The organism is Ruegeria sp. AG6 (genome assembly GCF_056541565.1).
In genome coordinates this window covers 170,621-190,041 of sequence record NZ_JBQFYQ010000004.1, presented here as the reverse complement: position 1 = coordinate 190,041, position 19,421 = coordinate 170,621, and the positions used below count along the sequence as shown (strand labels likewise).

Annotated in this window: 19 protein-coding genes; 7 read left to right on the top strand and 12 right to left on the bottom strand. The window is 59.1% G+C overall.

From position 1 onward, the window contains the following. Window positions 1-8 precede the first annotated feature (8 nt). Window positions 9-881 (top strand): S-methyl-5'-thioadenosine phosphorylase, encoded by an 873-nt coding sequence (locus ACR0I0_RS11605; RefSeq protein WP_480491508.1) that lies wholly within the window; start codon window positions 9-11, stop codon window positions 879-881. A 283-nt stretch (window positions 882-1,164) separates the two neighbouring features. After that, window positions 1,165-1,794: a LysE family translocator gene (locus ACR0I0_RS11600; protein WP_171636898.1), complete on the top strand. Its 630-nt coding sequence runs from the start codon at window positions 1,165-1,167 to the stop codon at window positions 1,792-1,794. Window positions 1,795-1,801: 7 nt separating this feature from the next. On the opposite strand, the gene ACR0I0_RS11595 is transcribed toward ACR0I0_RS11600, so the two are convergent. Next, window positions 1,802-1,975 (bottom strand): hypothetical protein, encoded by a 174-nt coding sequence (locus ACR0I0_RS11595; RefSeq protein WP_210093516.1) that lies wholly within the window; start codon window positions 1,973-1,975, stop codon window positions 1,802-1,804. 438 nt (window positions 1,976-2,413) lie between these two features. Here ACR0I0_RS11595 and ACR0I0_RS11590 point away from each other — a divergent pair, with 438 nt between their 5' ends. Together ACR0I0_RS11590 and ACR0I0_RS11585 are read left to right on the top strand one after the other, a co-directional pair. Next, window positions 2,414-2,953, top strand: coding sequence for an adenine phosphoribosyltransferase (locus ACR0I0_RS11590; protein WP_171636894.1), 540 nt, complete (start codon window positions 2,414-2,416; stop codon window positions 2,951-2,953). 170 nt (window positions 2,954-3,123) lie between these two features. Beyond that, window positions 3,124-3,606: a fasciclin domain-containing protein gene (locus ACR0I0_RS11585; protein WP_117869700.1), complete on the top strand. Its 483-nt coding sequence runs from the start codon at window positions 3,124-3,126 to the stop codon at window positions 3,604-3,606. Window positions 3,607-3,642: 36 nt separating this feature from the next. Here ACR0I0_RS11585 and ACR0I0_RS11580 read toward each other — a convergent pair whose 3' ends face one another. The 11 genes from ACR0I0_RS11580 to coxB all read right to left on the bottom strand — a co-directional run bounded on the left by ACR0I0_RS11580 (window position 3,643) and on the right by coxB (window position 13,602). Continuing rightward, window positions 3,643-5,058, bottom strand: a complete 1,416-nt coding sequence (locus tag ACR0I0_RS11580) for an FAD-binding oxidoreductase (RefSeq protein ID WP_480491506.1) — start codon at window positions 5,056-5,058, stop codon at window positions 3,643-3,645. A gap of 38 nt (window positions 5,059-5,096) precedes the next feature. Further along, window positions 5,097-5,915 carry an MBL fold metallo-hydrolase gene (locus ACR0I0_RS11575; protein WP_210093517.1) on the bottom strand — a complete coding sequence of 273 codons (819 nt, stop codon included), beginning with the start codon at window positions 5,913-5,915 and terminating at the stop codon, window positions 5,097-5,099. A 102-nt stretch (window positions 5,916-6,017) separates the two neighbouring features. After that, on the bottom strand, window positions 6,018-6,602 hold the full coding sequence (locus ACR0I0_RS11570) for a GNAT family N-acetyltransferase (protein ID WP_171636888.1): 585 nt from the start codon (window positions 6,600-6,602) through the stop codon (window positions 6,018-6,020). Continuing rightward, on the bottom strand, window positions 6,602-7,864 hold the full coding sequence (locus tag ACR0I0_RS11565) for a M16 family metallopeptidase (RefSeq protein ID WP_480491503.1): 1,263 nt from the start codon (window positions 7,862-7,864) through the stop codon (window positions 6,602-6,604). Before ACR0I0_RS11565 ends, ACR0I0_RS11570 begins: the two co-directional genes overlap by 1 nt. Continuing rightward, a complete protein-coding gene (thrC, locus tag ACR0I0_RS11560) occupies window positions 7,861-9,249 on the bottom strand; it encodes a threonine synthase (RefSeq protein ID WP_171117532.1) in 1,389 nt (462 codons plus the stop codon). Before thrC ends, ACR0I0_RS11565 begins: the two co-directional genes overlap by 4 nt. Further along, window positions 9,246-9,923, bottom strand: coding sequence for an SURF1 family protein (locus ACR0I0_RS11555; protein ID WP_480486915.1), 678 nt, complete (start codon window positions 9,921-9,923; stop codon window positions 9,246-9,248). Before ACR0I0_RS11555 ends, thrC begins: the two co-directional genes overlap by 4 nt. A gap of 157 nt (window positions 9,924-10,080) precedes the next feature. Next, on the bottom strand, window positions 10,081-10,896 hold the full coding sequence (locus ACR0I0_RS11550) for a cytochrome c oxidase subunit 3 (RefSeq protein WP_152457261.1): 816 nt from the start codon (window positions 10,894-10,896) through the stop codon (window positions 10,081-10,083). Window positions 10,897-10,918: 22 nt separating this feature from the next. Further along, window positions 10,919-11,494, bottom strand: coding sequence for a cytochrome c oxidase assembly protein (locus tag ACR0I0_RS11545; RefSeq protein ID WP_480491501.1), 576 nt, complete (start codon window positions 11,492-11,494; stop codon window positions 10,919-10,921). Then, the gene (locus ACR0I0_RS11540) at window positions 11,494-11,655 is read right to left on the bottom strand and encodes a hypothetical protein (RefSeq protein ID WP_162896804.1); all 162 of its coding nucleotides are present in this window, start codon (window positions 11,653-11,655) and stop codon (window positions 11,494-11,496) included. Before ACR0I0_RS11540 ends, ACR0I0_RS11545 begins: the two co-directional genes overlap by 1 nt. Next, window positions 11,652-12,602, bottom strand: a complete 951-nt coding sequence (cyoE, locus tag ACR0I0_RS11535; protein ID WP_480491500.1) for a heme o synthase — start codon at window positions 12,600-12,602, stop codon at window positions 11,652-11,654. Before cyoE ends, ACR0I0_RS11540 begins: the two co-directional genes overlap by 4 nt. Before the next feature lie 88 nt (window positions 12,603-12,690). Continuing rightward, window positions 12,691-13,602: a cytochrome c oxidase subunit II gene (coxB, locus tag ACR0I0_RS11530; RefSeq protein ID WP_480491499.1), complete on the bottom strand. Its 912-nt coding sequence runs from the start codon at window positions 13,600-13,602 to the stop codon at window positions 12,691-12,693. A gap of 176 nt (window positions 13,603-13,778) precedes the next feature. Here coxB and tldD point away from each other — a divergent pair, with 176 nt between their 5' ends. From tldD to topA, 3 genes are all read left to right on the top strand, one after another. Then, window positions 13,779-15,200 (top strand): metalloprotease TldD, encoded by a 1,422-nt coding sequence (gene tldD / locus ACR0I0_RS11525; protein ID WP_480491498.1) that lies wholly within the window; start codon window positions 13,779-13,781, stop codon window positions 15,198-15,200. Between the two features lie 238 nt (window positions 15,201-15,438). Further along, a complete protein-coding gene (gene dprA, locus ACR0I0_RS11520) occupies window positions 15,439-16,563 on the top strand; it encodes a DNA-processing protein DprA (RefSeq protein WP_480491496.1) in 1,125 nt (374 codons plus the stop codon). Between the two features lie 167 nt (window positions 16,564-16,730). Continuing rightward, window positions 16,731-19,358 carry a type I DNA topoisomerase gene (gene topA, locus ACR0I0_RS11515; RefSeq protein ID WP_480491494.1) on the top strand — a complete coding sequence of 876 codons (2,628 nt, stop codon included), beginning with the start codon at window positions 16,731-16,733 and terminating at the stop codon, window positions 19,356-19,358. The last annotated feature ends 63 nt before the right edge of the window (window positions 19,359-19,421 follow it).

Here is a 19,421-nt window from a genome sequence, read left to right as displayed (position 1 = left end):
GCAGGACAGTGACCCAAACCAGAATAGCCGTCATCGGCGGATCGGGCATCTATGACATCGATGGGCTGGAAAACCCGGAATGGGTAGAGGTTGAGACCCCTTGGGGTACGCCGTCAGACCAGATCCTGACAGGGTCGCTTGACGGTATCGAAATGGCCTTTCTGCCACGTCATGGGCGCGGTCATGTGCATTCACCCACCGATGTACCTTATCGCGCCAATATCGATGCGCTGAAACGGTTGGGCGTGACGGACGTGATCTCGGTGTCGGCCTGCGGATCGTTCCGCGAACATATGGCACCGGGTGACTTCGTGATTGTCGATCAGTTCATCGATCGCACTTTTGCACGGGACAAAAGCTTTTTCGGAACGGGCTGCGTTGCCCATGTCAGCGTTGCTCATCCCACCTGCCCACGCGTGTCGGACGCATGCGAGACGGCAGGTAAGGCCGCCGGCATCACAATCCACCGGGGCGGCACCTATCTGGCGATGGAGGGCCCCCAGTTTTCAAGCCTTGCGGAATCCAGGATGTATCGCGAGCAATGGGGCTGTGACGTGATCGGCATGACCAACATGCCCGAGGCGAAACTCGCCCGCGAGGCCGAGCTGTGTTACGCGTCGATCGCGATGGTCACCGATTATGACAGCTGGCACCCGGACCATGGCGAGGTGGACGTGACCACGATCATCGCCACCCTGACCGGCAATGCCGAAAAAGGCCGCGCACTGGTCAAGGGCCTGCCGTCCCTTCTGGGGGCCGAACGAACACCCTGCCCGCACGGTTGCGACCGGGCGCTGGAATACGCGATCCTGACCGCACCGGAAAAGCGCGACCCGGCGCTTATGGCCAAGTTGGATGCGGTGGCCGGGCGTGTGATGTAAACGCCCGGTTTTGCTACTGATGGCTGGAAATCGCGCCGAAACCCGGCCTGGCACAGGGTACTGGTAAGGTTTGTTGTCCTGCCGGTTTGTCAGAACGGAACGTTCCCTGGCATTTTTCTTTAAGTGTTTCCTGCGACTTCTTGGGTTTCGAGCGTAATGCGTTTTGCGTATTTGGCCTGTTTTAGCGCCTCGAGGGAAATTGAATCCGACATTGTCGACTTGAATCCAATTCGTAGTATGACAGAAAATCTGTATGAATTGAGTTGAGTAAAGGAACCGCATCATGCCTTTTGAAGTCTGGCTGGCCTTTGTGGCTGCATCTACGGCTTTGCTGCTGCTCCCCGGCCCGACGGTGTTGCTGGTTCTCAGCTATGCCCTGTCCAAGGGGCGCAGTGTCGCCGTCGCATCGGCCACGGGGGTGGCGGTGGGCGATCTTTTGGCCATGACCGCATCTTTGCTGGGGCTTGGCGCGCTTGTTCTGGCTTCGGCCACGTTGTTTTCCGTTCTCAAATGGGTGGGCGCGGCCTATCTGGTCTGGCTTGGGATCAAGCTGTTGCGCAGTGCGCCAGCCGGTGGATTGAACATGGTCGACACCGGGCGGGATGTCACAGCGCGCAGCGTATTTGGCCACGCAGCCGCCGTCACAGCCCTGAACCCGAAATCCATTGCCTTCTTCATTGCCTTTGTGCCGCAGTTCATACGCCCCGCTGAACCGCTTGGACCTCAGTTCGTCATCCTGATTGCCACATTCGTCGGGCTGGCCTGGTTGAACGCGTTGGCCTACGCCCTGTTGGCAGACAGGTTGCGGCGTTTGATCGGCCGCGCCAGCGTAATCACTGCGATGACACGGTTTGGCGGGTTGACCTTGATCGGCATGGGTATGGCCACGGCGGTCCTACGCCGACCGGCCTGACACCGCATCAGTCTTCGGCGTGCTCTTTCATGAATCCACGGATAAATCTGCGGATTTCGCGCGCAGCCGACGTGTCCAGCTCTTTGCAAAGCTCGACAAACGAGTCACGTTCATCCCTGTCGAGGCGTAAGACCAACTGACTGTTTTTCTTGGCCGATCCTTTGCCTTCATTCCTGGCCACGTGTATTTTTCCCAACGAAGTTAAGCTCTATCTGGCGATGCTGTGCATATCCATAGCATAGTTTTTGTCGTTATCGGGCACTTAACGGCAAGGACAGGACATTGACAATGAACCTTGCCACCTTCGGACCGTTCTTGAGCCAGCTCCTCGCAATTGAAGCCGACCGCGCCTGAGACACGGACATGTCGAATTGCAAACCAAACAGATTGCTCATTGCGCTACCGGAAATTCGAGCGTGGAACTGTTTGGAACAGGTGGCAGCAAGCAAGAAAATGGGTCGGAGACTTATCTTGGCCGGCGCACAAGTTGCCTCGGTTTTTGGCCTGCTCAACGCTGCAACCTCACTCCCGTGCTGATCCAACCGTGGAATTGTTCCTTGCATGGCCAACCCCGTTGGGCCAAACACAATACCTGTGTTTGACGCTAAAAGGTTGGTCCATGTCCAGAAATAAATCTGTCAAAGATTATATCCGAACCATCGTCGATTTCCCGCATGAAGGGATCATGTTTCGGGATGTGACAACCCTGTTTGCCGACCCCCGTGGGTTTCGGATGGCGATTGACCAGATGCTGCACCCCTATGCCGGTGAGCAGATTGACAAAGTGGTCGGGCTTGAAGCACGCGGGTTCATTCTGGGCGGTGCGATTGCACATCAGTTGAGCGTCGGTTTTGTCCCGATCCGCAAGAAAGGCAAACTGCCCGGCACGACAATCAGCCAGGACTACAAGTTGGAATACGGAGAGGCGATCGTCGAGATCCATGACGATGCCATCCAACCCGGCGAAAAAATTCTGGTGGTTGACGATCTGCTCGCCACGGGCGGAACTGCAGCGGCGGGCATCAAGCTGATCGAGCGGCTTGGGGGCGAAATCGTCTCGTGCGCCTTCATCATTGACCTGCCCGAGCTTGGCGGCAGTAAAGTGTTGGAAGAGATGGGCATGGACGTGCATGTCCTGTGCGAATTCGAAGGACTCTGACCAGGAGTTTTTCACAAAAACGTGACTGGAAACTAAAAACCGGAAAGGCTTAGGCTGGTTTTCGCGCCGATCAAGCCGCAAAACGGATCAAAATAAGTGATCTTGTGGTCAGGCTGTCCCGTACCCTGTGTGATGCTGCTTGAAGCATTTCAACCCAGGGAGTTTAGCTCATGTTCCGCAAATTCGCCGCCGCCGGTGTCGCCTCGATCCTGTTCAGCACTGCTGCATTCGCCGATGGTCACGGCAAGGACATTGTCGACACAGCCGTCGCCGCTGGCAGCTTTGAAACACTCGTCGCGGCAGTTCAGGCCGCCGAACTGGTGGACACACTTAAAGGCGAAGGCCCGTTCACCGTGTTTGCCCCCACCGATGACGCGTTCGCGGCTTTGCCAGAAGGCACCGTCGAAAACTTGCTGAAGCCCGAAAACAAGGATCAGCTGGTTGCCATTCTGACCTACCATGTCGTGCCGGGCAAAGTGATGTCAGGTGATCTGAGCGATGACATGACGGCTGCAACCGTACAAGGCGGCGATATCACGATCGATCTGGATTCGGGTGTGATGGTGAATGACGCCAACGTGGTTCAGGCCGACATCGAAACCAAGAACGGCGTGATCCATGTGATCGACAAGGTGATCCTGCCTGCATCGTAGGAATCAACCGGGCACGGTCCGACGTTCGGGCCGTGTTCACCCTTTCAGAACCGCGCCGGGATTCATGATGCCCTGCGGGTCCAATGCCCGCTTGATGGCCCGCATCGCGCCCAGCTTGGCTGGATCGCAGTAGCGTTCCAAATCGCTGGTCTTTAGGCGCCCGACCCCATGTTCGGCACTGACCGAACCGTCGAAGGAATAGACCAGATCATGGACGGCCTGCTTGATCGCGCCTCTTTGATCATCAAATTCCGATCGGTATCGCCCTTTGGGCGGGAACACGTTGTAATGCAGGTTGCCGTCACCAAGATGACCAAAGCAATTGATCCGGAAGGGCCCCAGGCGTGCAATCAATTCTCTGCCTTCGCAAATGAAATCGGGAATTCTGGAAATCGGGATCGAGATATCATGGCTCGACACTGACCCGATCAGACGATTGGCTTCGGGAATGCGTTCGCGCACCGCCCACAAATCGGCTCTCTGCGCTTCACTTTGGGCGATTACTCCGTCCTGAACCTGACCGAGTTCTTCAGCGCGAACAAAGAGTTCCTCCAACGCGGCAAATGGTGATTGCCCATCAGCCAGACCCAGCTCGATCAAAACGCTCCACTCCGGGGGCGAGGCGAACGGCTGACGGACATCCGGCAGAACCTCGGTCAGGAAATCAAGCCCTTGCCGGTGGATCAGTTCAAACGTGCTGACGGCCTCACCCACCTTGTCCCGCGCCAAAGCCAGCAGGTCGATCGCCGCTTCGGGAGAAGCCACCTGAAACACCGCGGTCCCGACACCGGTGGGTCGCGGGAACAGCTTCAGCGATGCGGCAGTGATGATCCCCAGCGTCCCCTCGGCCCCAATCAGCAGGTTGCGCAAGTCATAGCCGGTGTTGTCCTTTCGCAGCCGGCTGAGGCCATGCCAGATCTCACCACTGGGCAGCACCGCCTCAAGCCCCAGGCACAGGTCGCGCGCGTTGCCATACCGCAAAACGTTGACGCCCCCTGCGTTGGTCGACAGGTTGCCCCCGATCCGGCAGGATCCCTGCGCCGCCAATGACAAAGGAAACAACCGGTTTACCGCCTCGGCTGCGGCCTGAACATCTTGAAGAATAGCCCCGGCTTCGGCGACCAGAACGTTCTCGGTTGGAAAGACAGACCGGATGACGGTCATCCGTTCCAACGAGATCACCAACGGCGCAGGCCCCGCCGACATCACCTGCCCGCCGACCAGGCCAGTGCCGCCGCCATATGGAACAATCGGAACCTGTGCCTGTGCAGCCAATTTTACCAGCTGCGCCACCTCATCGGTGTTTCGCGGCAAGGCCAGCAGACCGACCCGTCCCGAAAAACGCCCGCGCGGTTCTTCCAAATACCGTTCCTCTACGGGGCGCAGGACACCGTCGCCCAGTATCGAACGGAGCAGCGCGGCAAAACGGTCATCAGCGGGGTTCAAACTCATACGCCTCCAATGCCCAAGCGATGCGGTTGCCGCAAGCCTTATTCAAGATCAATCAGATAGCGCGGCTCAAGCACCACAACCGTGGGGCGGTCCGGAAGGTTCCGCAACGACACGGTGATCTCCGACACCCCGCCGCGCTCAACCGGAAATGTATCCCTGATATCCACCAGGAAGCGATCCAGCGAAAACTGCGAGAACCAGTGCATGGGAATGATGACAGAACTTTTCAGCCGTTTCAGAACCGCAATCATATCGGGCAAAGGCATCGTGGTCCCGCCATCCACGGCGGCCATGACCACATCCAGCCGCCCGAGCGCGGCAAACTGTTCATCCGAAGGGACATGATGCAAATGCCCCAGATGACCTATGCACAACCCCTCAACCTCGAACACAAAAATCGAATTGCCGCGTTCTTCGACCCCACCATATACAGACCGGATATCGGTCGAGACATTGCGCACCAGCATCTCACCCAGATCCAGATGATGCTCGATACCTTTCCCGAACTCTCCCCACCCCGGGAGAACATGCGGAATGGCCGGGTCGGGATGCGCCGTCCAATGCGTGCCGTGGGCATGGTTCATCGTCACCACGTCGGGGATCAGGTTTGCGCTGCCGATAAATCCGGTAAAATCCGTCACCGCATTCAGCCCGCCGCGGGTCTGGATCATGAAAGAGGCATGCGCGATATAGCTAATCCGCACCGAGAATTCCGGCACCGGATCCTGCCAGGCCGCCCTGTGCAGATACTCGATTCCGGGCGCCGCATCGGCAATGGCGACACAATGACTTGGCCGTCGCTCCTGCGCAGCGGCCCCGCCCGAAATCACCATTAATGCCGCAATCAACCAGCGCATACCCCGAGTGTAGCGCAGAAAGACAACAAGTCATGCCCCTTGTTCATCTGGCCCCAAATATCCCGGGGGAGGCGCGGCTTGCCGCGACGGGGGCAGCGCCCCCTATCCCGCGTCGGTTTTTCCACGCCGGTCAGACCGCAGGCTGGCATACAGAACATGCGTCCGCCACCGCCCGTTGATTTGCAAATACGACTGCGCCACGCCCTCGTATTTGAAGGCCGAGCTTTCCAGCAACCCGCGCGACGCCCGGTTTTCCGGCAGGCAGGCGGCTTCAATCCGGCTCAGGTCCAAACGGGTAAAGGCATGGTGAACCATCGCGCCGATGGCTTCACGCATATACCCTTGTCGGGCAAAGGCCTGACCGGTCCAGTACCCCAATGTGCCCGCCTGTGCGGGACCGCGCCGAATGTTGTCCAGCGTGATGGCCCCAACCAACACGTCATCTTCACGGCGAAACAGAAAAAGCGGAATTGCCGTCCCGGCCGCTACCGAACGTTGTGCCCAATACACACGGTTGGTAAAGGATTTGCGGCTCAGGTGGTCCTTGGCCCAGATCGGTTCCCAAGGCGTCAGGTAACCTTTCGAGGCTCGCCGCAACGCGGCCCAATCGTTGAAGTCGGAATGTACAGGCGGGCGCAGGCTGAGCCGCGCAGTCTCGAGTTTCAGCTTGCGTCTGCCCAACAGCATCACGCCGCCCGCCTCTCCTGTAGTTCGGCCAATGTCGGCGCCCCCGAAACCGGCCCGTACAGCGCCAAAGCGGCAGGTGCGTTGACGGCCATCTGCTCGGCAAATACGCGCACATTTTCGGTGCTGACCGCATCGATCTTGGCCACCGTATCTTCCAGAGACGGGACCCGCCCCCAGATCTGAACCAGCCGCGCCAGCCGTTCGGCCCGGTTTGACGGGCTTTCCAGCCCCATCAACATCCCGGCTTTCATCTGCGCACGGGCACGGGCAACCTCTTCCGTGGTCATGTCCTCTGCTGCGCGCTTCATCTCGTCGATGGTGATGGTGGCAAGCTCTGCCACCTGATCTGCCGAGGTACCGGCGTAGATCGTCGTCGTACCGGTATCCGCATAAGCACCAGTCTGGGCAAAGATCGTATAGCAGAGCCCGCGTGTTTCACGCACCTCCTGGAACAGCCGTGAGGACATGCCGCCACCCAGAGCCGTCGAATATATCTGCGCCGTATAGATCGCATCGTCGCGATAGCCCGGGCTTTCCAGCGCAAGTGCAAAATGGGCCTGCTCCAGCTTTTTCTCCTGCCGTGCTTCACCACCGGTAAAGCGCGCAGGGTCGGCGATAAGCCCGTTGCGTGGTTGCAGATGACCGAACATCTCTTCGGCCATTTTCATCAGCTGATCGTGATCCACGGCACCGGCAGCGGACAGGATCATCTGATCGGGGCCATAATGCTCTGCTACGAAGCCAGAGAGGTCTTCTCGTGAAAACGCACTGACCCGTTCGGATGGTCCCAGAATGGTTCGGCCCAAAGGCTGGTCGTGATAGCTCTGCTCCTGCAACCAGTCAAAGATCACATCGTCGGGCGTGTCATAGGCCTGGCCGATCTCCTGAAGGATCACGCCGCGTTCGACCTCGATCTCGCGCGGGTCGAAAACCGGGTTCAGGACGATATCGCCGATCACATCCATCGCCAGCGCCACGTCGTCCTTTAGAACGCGCGCGTAATAGGCCGTTACCTCGCGCGAGGTATAGGCGTTGATATACCCGCCCACATCCTCGATCGCCTCGGCGATTTGCAGCGCCGAACGGCGCTCTGTTCCCTTGAACGCCATATGTTCAAGGAAATGCGCAATTCCGTTCTGTTCGATCCGCTCATGCCGCCCACCGGCGGTTACCCAGATGCCGATGGCCGCAGATTGCAGCCCCGGCATATGTTCACTGACGATACGAAACCCGTTCTTCAGTTGGTCTTGTCTGACAGTCACTCAGCGATGTGCCTTTTTATATGATCCTCAAGGGCACCCAGATCATTGGCGATGCGGGTCACCCGTTCCGGACGTTCATACAGATCAGACATGCGGGATGGAAGAGGTGGATGCACGTCGCTCGCCTTCTCGACTGCGGCGGGGAACTTGGCGGGATGCGCAGTAGCCAAGGTGATCATCGGGGTATCGGTGGCACGGTGGTCTTCGCCGACCTTGATCCCGACCGCAGTGTGCGGGCAGACCAGTTCCGCGCTGTGGGCAAGCGTATGCCGGATCGTCGCCAGCGTTTCCTCCTCGGACACTCGGCCCGAGTCGAAACTCTCGCGCAGCGCTTCCATCGCGCCCTGGCTGACATTGAAGCCGCCGGACTTGAGCTCATCCATCAACTGCGCCACGGCACCGCCGTCCTCGCCATAGGCGTAATACAACGCCCGCTCAAAGTTCGAGCTGACCTGAATGTCCATCGACGGGCTGATCGAGGGGATGGTGTCGCCCTTGAAATACCCCTCACCCGACAGACAGCGGTGCAGGATGTCATTCTGGTTGGTTGCAACGACCAGACGGTCGATGGGCAAGCCCATGCGCTTGGCCAGATAGCCTGCGAAGATGTCGCCGAAATTGCCGGTCGGCACGGTGAAACTGACCTTGCGGTGCGGCGCGCCGAGGCTGACGGCGGCCGAGAAATAATAAACGATCTGCGCCAGCACCCGGGCGAAGTTGATCGAGTTCACACCCGCCAGCTTGACCCCGTCGCGGAAGTCGAAATCGTTGAACATATCTTTCAGCGCGGCCTGACAATCATCGAAATCGCCATCCACGGCCAAGGCATGAACGTTGCTGTCCGCAGGCGTCGTCATCTGGCGACGCTGCACCTCGGACACGCGGCCATGCGGGAACAGGATGAACACATCCACGGCATCCAGCCCCCGGAACGCCTCAATCGCGGCAGAACCGGTGTCGCCGCTGGTCGCGCCCACGATGGTCACGCGGTCATTGCGCCGTTTCAGGGCCACCTGGAACAGCTGGCCGATCAACTGCATGGCAAAGTCTTTGAAGGCCAGCGTGGGGCCGTGGAAGAGCTCCAGCAAGAAGTGATTCTCGTTCAGCTGCTTCAGCGGCGCGCGGGCGTCATGACCAAAACCCTCGTAGGCACGCGCGATGATCTGCTTGAACTCATCCTCTGCAAAGGAGCCGCTGACATAGGGCCACATCACACGGAACGCGATGTCTTCATAGGGCAGACCAGCAAGCGCCGCGATCTCGTCATGGCTCATCACAGGGATCTCGGCGGGCAGATAAAGCCCCCCATCGCGGGCCAATCCGGTCAGCATCGCCTCTTCAAAGGTCAGTTCTGGCGCTTGGCCACGGGTCGAGATGTATTTCATTGCTCTTCACTCTCAGAAGGGGCGCGATTGCGCCACAGGAAATAACCGGTCATCACAGCCCAAACCAGAGCCAAGCCAAACCAGGTGATTGCATATTGCAGGTGATCGTTTGGAATCCCCGCCGTATCCACCGGCAAAGGCGTCACGTTCGGGTCGGTCTGAGACCGTGCAATCAGCAACACCGGTTCGGCCCCCAGCGCGGCGGCCAGATTGGGCACGTCCCGGGCAAACCAGATGTTGTCGTCAATATCGGGCTCGGGCGTATAGCTGTCGACCTCATCCGGCCAGTGCAGGTTGCCGGTGATCTCCATCGGACCGGTCAGACGCGACGCCTGTTTTGCAGTTGTCGGCACAAACCCCCGATCGACCAGAATTATGCGGTCCTCGGTGCTGAACGATTGGATGATGCGATACCCTGCCCCGACCTGTTTGACCGAAACAAGAACATGGATTTCGCCTGGTTCCATCTCACCCGAAACCGTTATCGGAAGGTATTTGTCGGTGTCCTCTGAAACCTGCCGGGGCAAGGCGATAGGGTCGGCTGAAATGCGACTTTCAATCTCTGCCAACAGCTCCTGTTTCCAGGCCAGACGCTGCATCTGCCAGATCCCCAGCGACAGCAGAACGCCCAAACCGGCGAGGCCGAAGATCAGCAGGAACAGAATGCGGCGCATGGCAGGGTCGAACCTCGTTTCAGGAACCGGCGTCTTGTTAAGGGGCGTGTGGGCCAAATTGCAACCACGCAATTGTATGGGGCGCAATCTTGCGCCCGGAACAGAGAAAAAGCCGCCCCTCAAGGGCGGCTTTAGCAATTTGATCAACTGATCTGGCTTACATCAGCGGGGCCTGGCCCCAGATGTAGACTGCAAAAAACAGGAACAGCCAGACAACGTCAACGAAATGCCAGTACCAGGCCGCCGCTTCGAACCCGACATGCTTTTCCGGTGTGAAGTCGCCTTTGAGGGCCCGGATCAGGCAGACCGACAGAAAGATGGTGCCGATGATGACGTGGAAACCATGGAAACCGGTCGCCATGAAGAAGTTCGAATAGAACTGATCATCGCCAAATTTCCAGCCTTCATGGGCCAGCAGCTCATAGTATTCGAACGCCTGCAAACCGGTAAAGGCAATGCCCAGAACGATACCGATGGCCAGACCGTTGATCAGCGCTTTGCGGTCGTTGTCATGCACCAGCGCGTGGTGGGCCCAGGTGATAGCACAGCCCGACAGCAGCAGAACCAGCGTGTTGATCAGCGGCAGGTGGAACGGGTCAACCGCGTGGATGTCCGGCTGGATGTATTCGGTGCCGGCATAGTCGTACATCGGGTACATGCGATGTTTGAAGAACGACCAGAACCAGGCAAAGAAGAACATCACCTCGGACATGACGAACAGGATGAAACCGTACCGCAGACCGATGCGAACCACAGGGGTGTGATCCCCCTGGCGGCTTTCGACAACAACTTCGGACCACCAAGCGAACATGGTGTAAAGAACTGCGACCAGACCGGCCCAGAACATCCACGGGGTCAATCCGTGCATCCAAAGGACGGCTCCGAACAACATCACAAAGCCGCCGACAGCTCCGATCAGAGGCCAGATCGACGGGGCCAGAATGTGATAATCATGGTTTTTAGCGTGTGCCATCAGCGTCCCTCACCTACAGGCGTTAGTTCGTGTTTGTTTCTGCCTGCGCTTCAAGGGCGGCATAGCCCTCTGGCAGGTCAATTTCGTAGAATGTATACGACAGCGTGATCGTATGAACATACTTTGCTTCAAGATCTTCGACCATTTCAGGATCGACGAAGAAGGTCACCGGCATCTCTACCCGCTCGCCGGGTTGCAGCACCTGCTCTTCAAAGCAGAAACAGGCAATTTTTTGAAAATACCCGCCCGCCGAATAGGGTGCCACATTGTATGAGGCCTGACCCGCTATTGGACGATCCGTTGGGTTGTAGGCCTCATAGAAAGCCAGTCCGGTCTCGCCGATGCGCACTTCCATCTCGCGAACGACCGGTTTGAATTCCCAGGCCATGTATTTGGCCTTGGACGCATCAAACCGTACGGTGACCGTGCGGTCCAGAATGTCTTCGGGGGCGGCTTCGGCCACACCGGTTGTACCGCCAAATCCGGTCACGCGGCAGAACCAGTCGTAGAATGGTACCGCCGCCCAGGCCAGGCTACCCATCAGGACAACCACACCCACGGTTTGAGCGACCGTTTTCTGTGGACCAGACAAAGCCATCAGTTCTGGACCTCCTGCGTGGCCATGTTGAAGTCAGTACCCGAGACCTTGACGATCGTCAGGCCGAAAATGATCACGATAAAGGCAGCCAGCGTCAGGCCGACGCCCAGATTGCGGCTGAACCGACGCTGATGCAGTTCATGGCTTTTGCGCAGGCTCATGACCATCCTCCCAAACCATAGGGTTTCAGCAAGGCTTCGGCCAGAATAGCGCCGAAATGCAGGAAGAGGTAGAGCAGCGAAAGCTTGAAAAAGCTGCGTTCGACCTTGAAATTATCGGCCTCCGAGTCATCCTCGGTCCGACGTGAAATTTGCCAGGCGCCGCGCAGGAACAACGCGTTCAACACCAAAGCCACGGTCAGATAGATGGGACCACCGATGCCAGAGAACGCGGTTCCCACCGCCAGTATCGCCAGCAGGGCCGTATAGACGAGAACGTGTACACGCGTCGCACGGCGACCATGCGTGACGGTCAGCATAGGCACGCCCGCGTCATCATAGTCCGAGCGCATGAACAGCGCGAGTGCCCAGAAATGCGGCGGTGTCCACATGAAGGTCAGGGCGAACATCAGCCACGGTTCAACCTCCATGGACCCGGTAGCAGCCACCCAGCCGATCACCGGAGGGAAAGCGCCCGCCGCACCACCGATCACGATGTTCTGCGGGGTCGAGCGCTTCAGCCACATGGTGTAGACAACGACATAGAAAAAGATTGTGAAGCCCAGAAACGCACCTGCGAACCAGTTGGTCGCAAGGCCCAGCATGATCACCGACAGGCCCGACAGGGTCAGGCCGATGGCCATCGCCTCGCCCTCTTCCACTTTGCCGGAGGGGATCGGGCGACCTTTGGTGCGTTTCATCACCTTGTCGATATCCGCATCCCACCACATGTTCAGCGCACCCGATGCACCGCCACCGATGGCGATGAACAGAATGGCGCAGAACCCGACAAAGGGGTGGACCGGAACCGGAGCCGCCAGCAGACCGACCAGCGCCGTGAACACGACCAGAGACATCACGCGCGGCTTCAGCAAGGCGAAGTAATCGCCAAAGCTGGCCTCGTCCGCGTGGGCGGTCGCTGTGCTGGCATTGATGCTTGCGTCGGTCATCTCGGGTCCTTTTGGGGCGAAAGCTGCGCGGTCAGCCCGCACAGCCTGCATTTCGTGTCAGGCGGGCTTTTACCCGCCCTCAGTGTGCTCAGTTCGATGCAACCTGATAGCTTTGCGGCAGACCGGCATATTCTTCGATCGCACCTTGCAGCCACTGGTCATACGCTTCCTGGCTGACGACTTTCACGGTGATCGGCATATAAGCGTGGTCTTTGCCGCAGAGTTCCGAACACTGACCGAAATAGACGCCTTCCTTCTCGGCCTCGAACCAAAGTTCCGCCAGACGCCCGGGCACGCCATCCTGCTTCACGCCGAAGGACGGGATAGTCCAGGAGTGAATCACGTCAGATGCGGTAACCTGCATCACGACAACCTTGCCAACCGGTACAACAACGGCAGTGTCGGTGGCCAGCAGCCATTCGTCTTCGCTGTAACCCGCATCTGCCAGCTTGGCGCGCATGGCATCATCCAGAACAAACGGGGTCACGTCGGCGTCAGCCGGGCGCGCGCCCTCGTCCAGAGTGGCCGGATGGCCCAGCAGGTAGCTGTCAAAGGCAAAATCGTGATCAACATATTCATAGGTCCAGTACCACTGGTTGCCCACGACTTTGATGGTGATGTCGCCTTCCGGAATTTCCTGCTGTTTGAACAGAACCGGCAGCGAAAACGCACCGATGAAGACCAGAATCAGGATCGGGCCAAGGGTCCATGCAATCTCAACCGGGGTGTAGTGTGAAAAACGCGCCGGTTTCGGGTTAACGCGTTCGTTGTAACGCACGATGCAATAAACCAGCAGGCCGGCAACCAGCAGGCAGATGACGGTGATGATCACCAGAATCATGCCGTCCAGACGCTGAATTCCCGTGGCAAGGCTGGTGGCCGCGGGCTGAAAGCCCATACCGCCGTCAACCGGCTTGCCAATAATCTCAAGCTCCTGAGCCATGGCTGGAAGGCTGGAGAGGGCTGTCATAAACCCTGAAAGCATCAAAGCATTCTTCATGTTCTGTCCTGATCGTTTGATCTTTGCGTCCCTGGCGAAAAGGTGTGAATCGGTCGCACCTCTCCCGTTGTCTTTGGCCGCGTTAAAAACCATATTCCGTCGGGTAGATAAAGCAAAATGCTTGCGTCAAACAGACGCTATTTTTGATCTGGATCAAACCCGAAAGGTCGCAACCCATGTCCGACGCCCCGTTTCGCCCGTTTGAAAGCGCTCTACCACACGATGAAGCGCTTGCCATTTTGCGCTCGGCCACGGACGGGGCCGAGGACGGAGAGCTGTTTGTCGAGCGGCGAAAATCCGAGTCTCTCGTGTTCGATGACGGCCGTCTGCGCACCGCGTCTTACGATGCGTCGGAAGGGTTCGGGCTGCGTGCCATACAAGGTGAAGTGGCTGGATATGCGCATTCCACAGACGTCTCGATTCCTGCCCTGAAACGGGCGGCGGAAACAGCAAAACTGGCTGTCGGGGATGGCGGCGGGGTCTTGGCGGATGCTCCGCGCTCCACCAATACGCGCCTCTATACGGACGAAGACCCGATTGATTCTGCCGCTTTCCCGGTCAAGATCGAGACATTGCGTGAGATCGACGCCTTCGCCCGCGATCTGGACCCGCGTGTGGTTCAGGTCAGCGCCACGATCGCGGCAGCCGTGCAAGAGGTCGAGATTCTGCGCCCCGATGGGGTGATGGTCCGCGATGTGCGCCCCATGACCCGCGTGAACGTGTCGGTCATTGTCGAACAGAACGGACGCCGCGAAAGCGGATCCGCCGGTGGTGGTGGCCGGGTTGGCCTGAGCGGGTTGATCGACCCCGCCGACTGGCAGGCCAAGGCCCGCGAAGCCCTGCGTATCGCACTAGTCAACCTGGACGCGGTTCCTGCACCGGCCGGTGTCATGGAAGTCGCGCTTGGCCCCGGCTGGCCGGGCATCCTGCTGCACGAGGCCATCGGCCACGGCCTGGAAGGCGACTTCAACCGCAAGGGCAGCTCGGCCTTTGCCGGGTTGATGGGGCAGCAGATTGCTTCGAAAGGCGTGACCGTGGTGGATGACGGCACGATTGCTGATCGTCGCGGCTCGATCACCGTGGATGATGAGGGCACGCCCAGCGCGCGCACGGTGCTGATCGAAGACGGTATATTGACCGGATACATGCAGGACCGCCAGAATGCGCGACTGATGGGGGTTGCTCCTACGGGTAACGGGCGGCGGCAGAGCTATGCGCACAAACCCATGCCGCGCATGACCAACACGATCATGCTGGGTGGCGAAGCCGACCCGCAGGCCCTGGTGGCCGATATCAAGGACGGCATCTGGGCCGTTGGATTCGGCGGGGGTCAGGTGGACATCACCAACGGCAAGTTCGTTTTCTCGTGCACCGAGGCATATCGTGTCGTAAACGGCAAAATCGGCGCGCCGGTCAAGGGCGCCACGTTGATCGGTGACGGGCCGTCGGCCTTGAAACGCATCCGCGGGCTGGGCAACGATATGGCGCTGGACCCAGGTATGGGAACCTGTGGCAAGGACGGGCAATGGGTGCCGGTGGGTGTTGGCCAGCCGACCGTGCTGATGGACGGGCTGACTGTCGGTGGTTCGGCCGCCTGAGTCGGAAGCGGCGCATTCCCGGAGGCGCAGGGTTAACCCAGCGTCTCTTTTTTCGCGAAAATTGCCTTAGGCGACCAAAGCGCCCTTTCTGACTGAGCATTATTTATTTTGCTTATTATCAATGTGTTCTATGCTTTTCTCTGACAGAATTGCAAAAAAACAGTTCTAATTTTCGACGATTCACAAGCTGTTAACTGCCTGTCCCGTAAACCAGTTCTGCAACAAGGCGGAGCAACGGATGACCGAAGAGCAGCTTTCTTCCAATCACCCCCCACTCCCACCCACCACGGAAGAGGACCGGTTCTCGTGGCTTCGTCTGTTGCGTTCTCGCAAGGTCGGTCCGGCGACATTTCGTCGGCTGCTTCGCGAACATGGCTCAGCGCAGAACGCGCTGGCCGCGCTGCCTGAAATGGCACGCGCCGCCGGTATAAAAGGGTATGAAACCTGCCCCCCCGGCGTGATCGAGGCGGAACTCAGGGCCGCAATAGCCGCTAAAGCGCGGCTTTTGTGCCTTGGGTCCGCTGATTTCCCCGCGGCCCTGGCTGGACTCAACGAAGCACCGCCGCTGCTTTGGGCGATCGGAGACGTTTCGCTGCTGCAAAAACCAACGATTGCGATGGTCGGCGCGCGAAACTGTTCCTCGCTCGGCGCGCGGATGGCACGTGGCCTGGCCACCGAACTGGGCAGCAAGGGGAACGTAATCGTCTCTGGCCTGGCGCGTGGCATCGATACAGCCGCACATATGGCCGCGCTGGAGACCGGCACCGTGGCAGTCATGGCCGGTGGCGTTGATGTGATCTATCCCGCCGAAAACACGGAACTGGCCCATGACATCGCGTCCCGCGGCTTACGGATTTCGGAACAACCGATGGGCGTAACACCCCAGGCCCGGCACTTTCCACGCCGAAATCGGATCATTTCGGGGCTTGCGCAGGCGGTTGTCGTCGTCGAGGCAGCCGCCAAGTCCGGCAGTCTGATCACGGCACGGGACGCACTGGATCAGGGGCGCGAGGTTCTGGCCGTTCCCGGCCATCCGTTCGACGCGCGGGCCGCCGGTTGCAATCTGTTGATTCGTGACGGCGCCACACTTGTCCGATCTGCTGAAGACGTTATTGAAGCCTTGCCGAGGCAGGACGACCTGATTTGCCGGCCAATCGAACCGCCCTCGGAACCAATCGTGCGTCCTGCAAGAGACCTGCACGAGCAAATCATCGCGCGGCTTGGCCCCTCGCCCATCGCCGAAGATCAATTGCTGCGGGATATCGCGGCCTCGGCCGGTGAGCTTGGACCGGCGCTGATCGACCTTGAACTTGATGGGCGAATCCAGCGTCAGCCCGGAGGTCTGTTGTCGCTGGCAAGTTGATCGTACCCTCGTTCCGGCGTGCCCGGTTTCTGAAGATTTGTGATAGCGCACTGAAATCACGGCGCTTTTCCACCGACGAAAGGAACGCATTGACAATTCCCGCTTGCCCCACACATTTTGCACCACCATAGAAGGCGCCAAATTCGTCGAGCGAGGTTTCCCCTTAAATGCCCGTAGTTGTTGTAGAATCTCCGGCCAAAGCAAAAACAATCAATAAATACCTGGGCCCCGACTACACGGTTCTGGCCTCTTACGGCCATGTGCGGGACCTGCCGCCAAAGGATGGATCGGTCGATCCTGAACATGACTTCTCGATGAAATGGGAGGTCGGGAACGACAGCCGCAAGCATGTCAAGGCCATTGCCGACGCGTTGAAAGAAGACAATGCGCTGATCCTCGCCACTGACCCCGACCGCGAGGGCGAGGCAATCAGCTGGCACCTACAGGAAGCGTTGACCAAACGCCGCTCGATCAAGAAGGATACGCCCGTCAGCCGCGTCACCTTCAACGCCATCACCAAGGACGCCGTGACCGAGGCGATGCAGAACCCGCGTCAGGTCGATATGCCGTTGGTCGAGGCCTATCTGGCCCGCCGCGCGCTGGATTATCTGGTGGGGTTCAACCTGTCTCCGGTTTTGTGGCGCAAACTGCCGGGTGCGAAATCGGCGGGTCGCGTGCAATCCGTCTGTCTGCGCCTGATCGTCGAGCGCGAGATGGAAATCGAGGCATTCAAGCCGGTGGAATACTGGTCGGTTCGGGCGCTGTTCGAGACACCGCGCGGGCAGACCTATGAGGCGCGTCTGGTCACGCTGGCCGGCAAGAAGCTGGACAAGCACGATCTGGCCAATGCGACACAGGCCGAGCTGGCGGTTCAGGCGATCACCAGCCGCGCGCTGAGCGTGACATCGGTCGAGGCCAAACCCGCCGCACGTAACCCAAGCGCTCCGTTCATGACCTCGACCCTGCAACAGGAGGCCAGCCGCAAATTCGGCATGGGCGCGCGCCATGCAATGCAGGTGGCGCAGCGGCTTTATGAAGCCGGATACATTACTTATATGCGGACCGACGGCATCGACATGGCGCCCGAAGCCGTGGCCGCGACCCGCGACGCCATCGCGGATCGCTACGGTGCAGAATATGTGCCGGACAGCCCGCGCATCTACAAGAACAAGGCCAAGAACGCTCAGGAAGCTCACGAGTGTATCCGCCCGACGGATATGTCCCGCGATGCCAAGGCGTTGAAGGTCACGGATGAAGATCAGCGCAAGCTTTACGATCTGATCTGGAAACGCACCATCGCCTGTCAGATGGCTGCCGCACGTTTGGAGCGCACCACCGTCGAGATCGGCAGCGACGACGGTCAGGTCGGCCTTCGCGCCACGGGCCAGGTGGTAATGTTCGATGGGTTCATGCGGGTATACGAAGAAGGCCGGGATGACGTCGCGGACGAGGATGAAAAGCGCCTGCCACAGATCACGCAGGGCGATCCGGCCCGTTTTGCCAAAGCCTCTCTGAAGGATCAGTTTGCCAAGGCGACCAGCGACAGCGGTGACAAGATCGCGAAAGAAGCAATCCTGTCCGAGAACGAATCCGTTCTGGCCCTTCAACACCATACCCAACCGCCCCCGCGCTATACCGAGGCCACTTTGGTCAAACGGATGGAAGAGCTGGGGATCGGGCGCCCATCTACCTATGCCTCGATCGTAACGACGATCCAGGACCGGGAATATGTCCGCAAGGACAAGAACAGGCTAATCCCCGAGGAAAAGGGCCGGATCGTCACCATCTTCCTGCTGAACTTCTTCCGCCAGTATGTTGGCTACGAGTTCACCGCGAATCTGGAAGAGCAACTGGATGACGTCAGCGCCGGGGAGCGCGACTACAAGGATCTGCTGGGCAAGTTTTGGCGTGATTTTTCAGCCGCGATTGGCGAAACCTCCGAGCTCCGGATTTCGGAAGTGTTGGATAAGCTAGACGAAGCTCTGGCTCCGCAGCTGTACCCGCCGCGCGAGGATGGGTCCGATCCGCGTATCTGCCCGAAATGCGGCACCGGTCAGTTGCACCTGAAGACCTCTCGTACGGGTGGGTTCGTCGGATGCGGGAACTATCCGGAATGTACCTATACGCGCCCGATTGCCGGTGAAGGCGCGGAAGGTGACGAAAGGCTGCTGGGCGAAGATGGCGGGGATGAGATCTGGCTGAAGTCCGGCCGGTTCGGCCCTTACGTTCAGCGGGGCGAACCCACGCCCGAGAACAAAAAGCCCCCGCGCGCATCCCTTCCGCGCGGGTGGAGCAAGGATGACATGGATCTGGAAAAGGCGCTGACGCTTCTGTCCCTGCCCCGTCAGATCGGCGAACACCCCGAAGGCGGCATGATCAGCGCGAATTTCGGGCGGTTCGGCCCCTACCTGATGCATCAGCTGCCGGAGGAGGCAAAGCCGGTCTACGCCAATCTGAAAGACCCCAGTGACGTGTTCGAGATCGGCATGAACCGCGCCGTTGAATTGCTGGCCGAAAAACGGGCAAACCCCGGTCGTGGACGGCGGGCCGCGGCGAAACCTCTGAAGGAGTTGGGTGAGCATCCCGATGGCGGCGCGATGCAGGTTCTGGACGGGCGCTATGGGCCTTATGTGAAATGGGAAAAGATCAACGCGACGATCCCCAAGGACATCAAACCCGAGGACGTAACGCAGGAAATGGCCATCGAGCTTGTCAACGAGCGCGCTGCCAAAAAAGGCACCAAGAAGAAGGCCACGTCTAAAAAGAAAGCAACCACCAAGAAAGCAACAACCTAGTCTGACAGGTGGTCGGGGTTGAAACCCCCCCCACAATCGCTGTTTCGGCATTGCGGGGGGCTG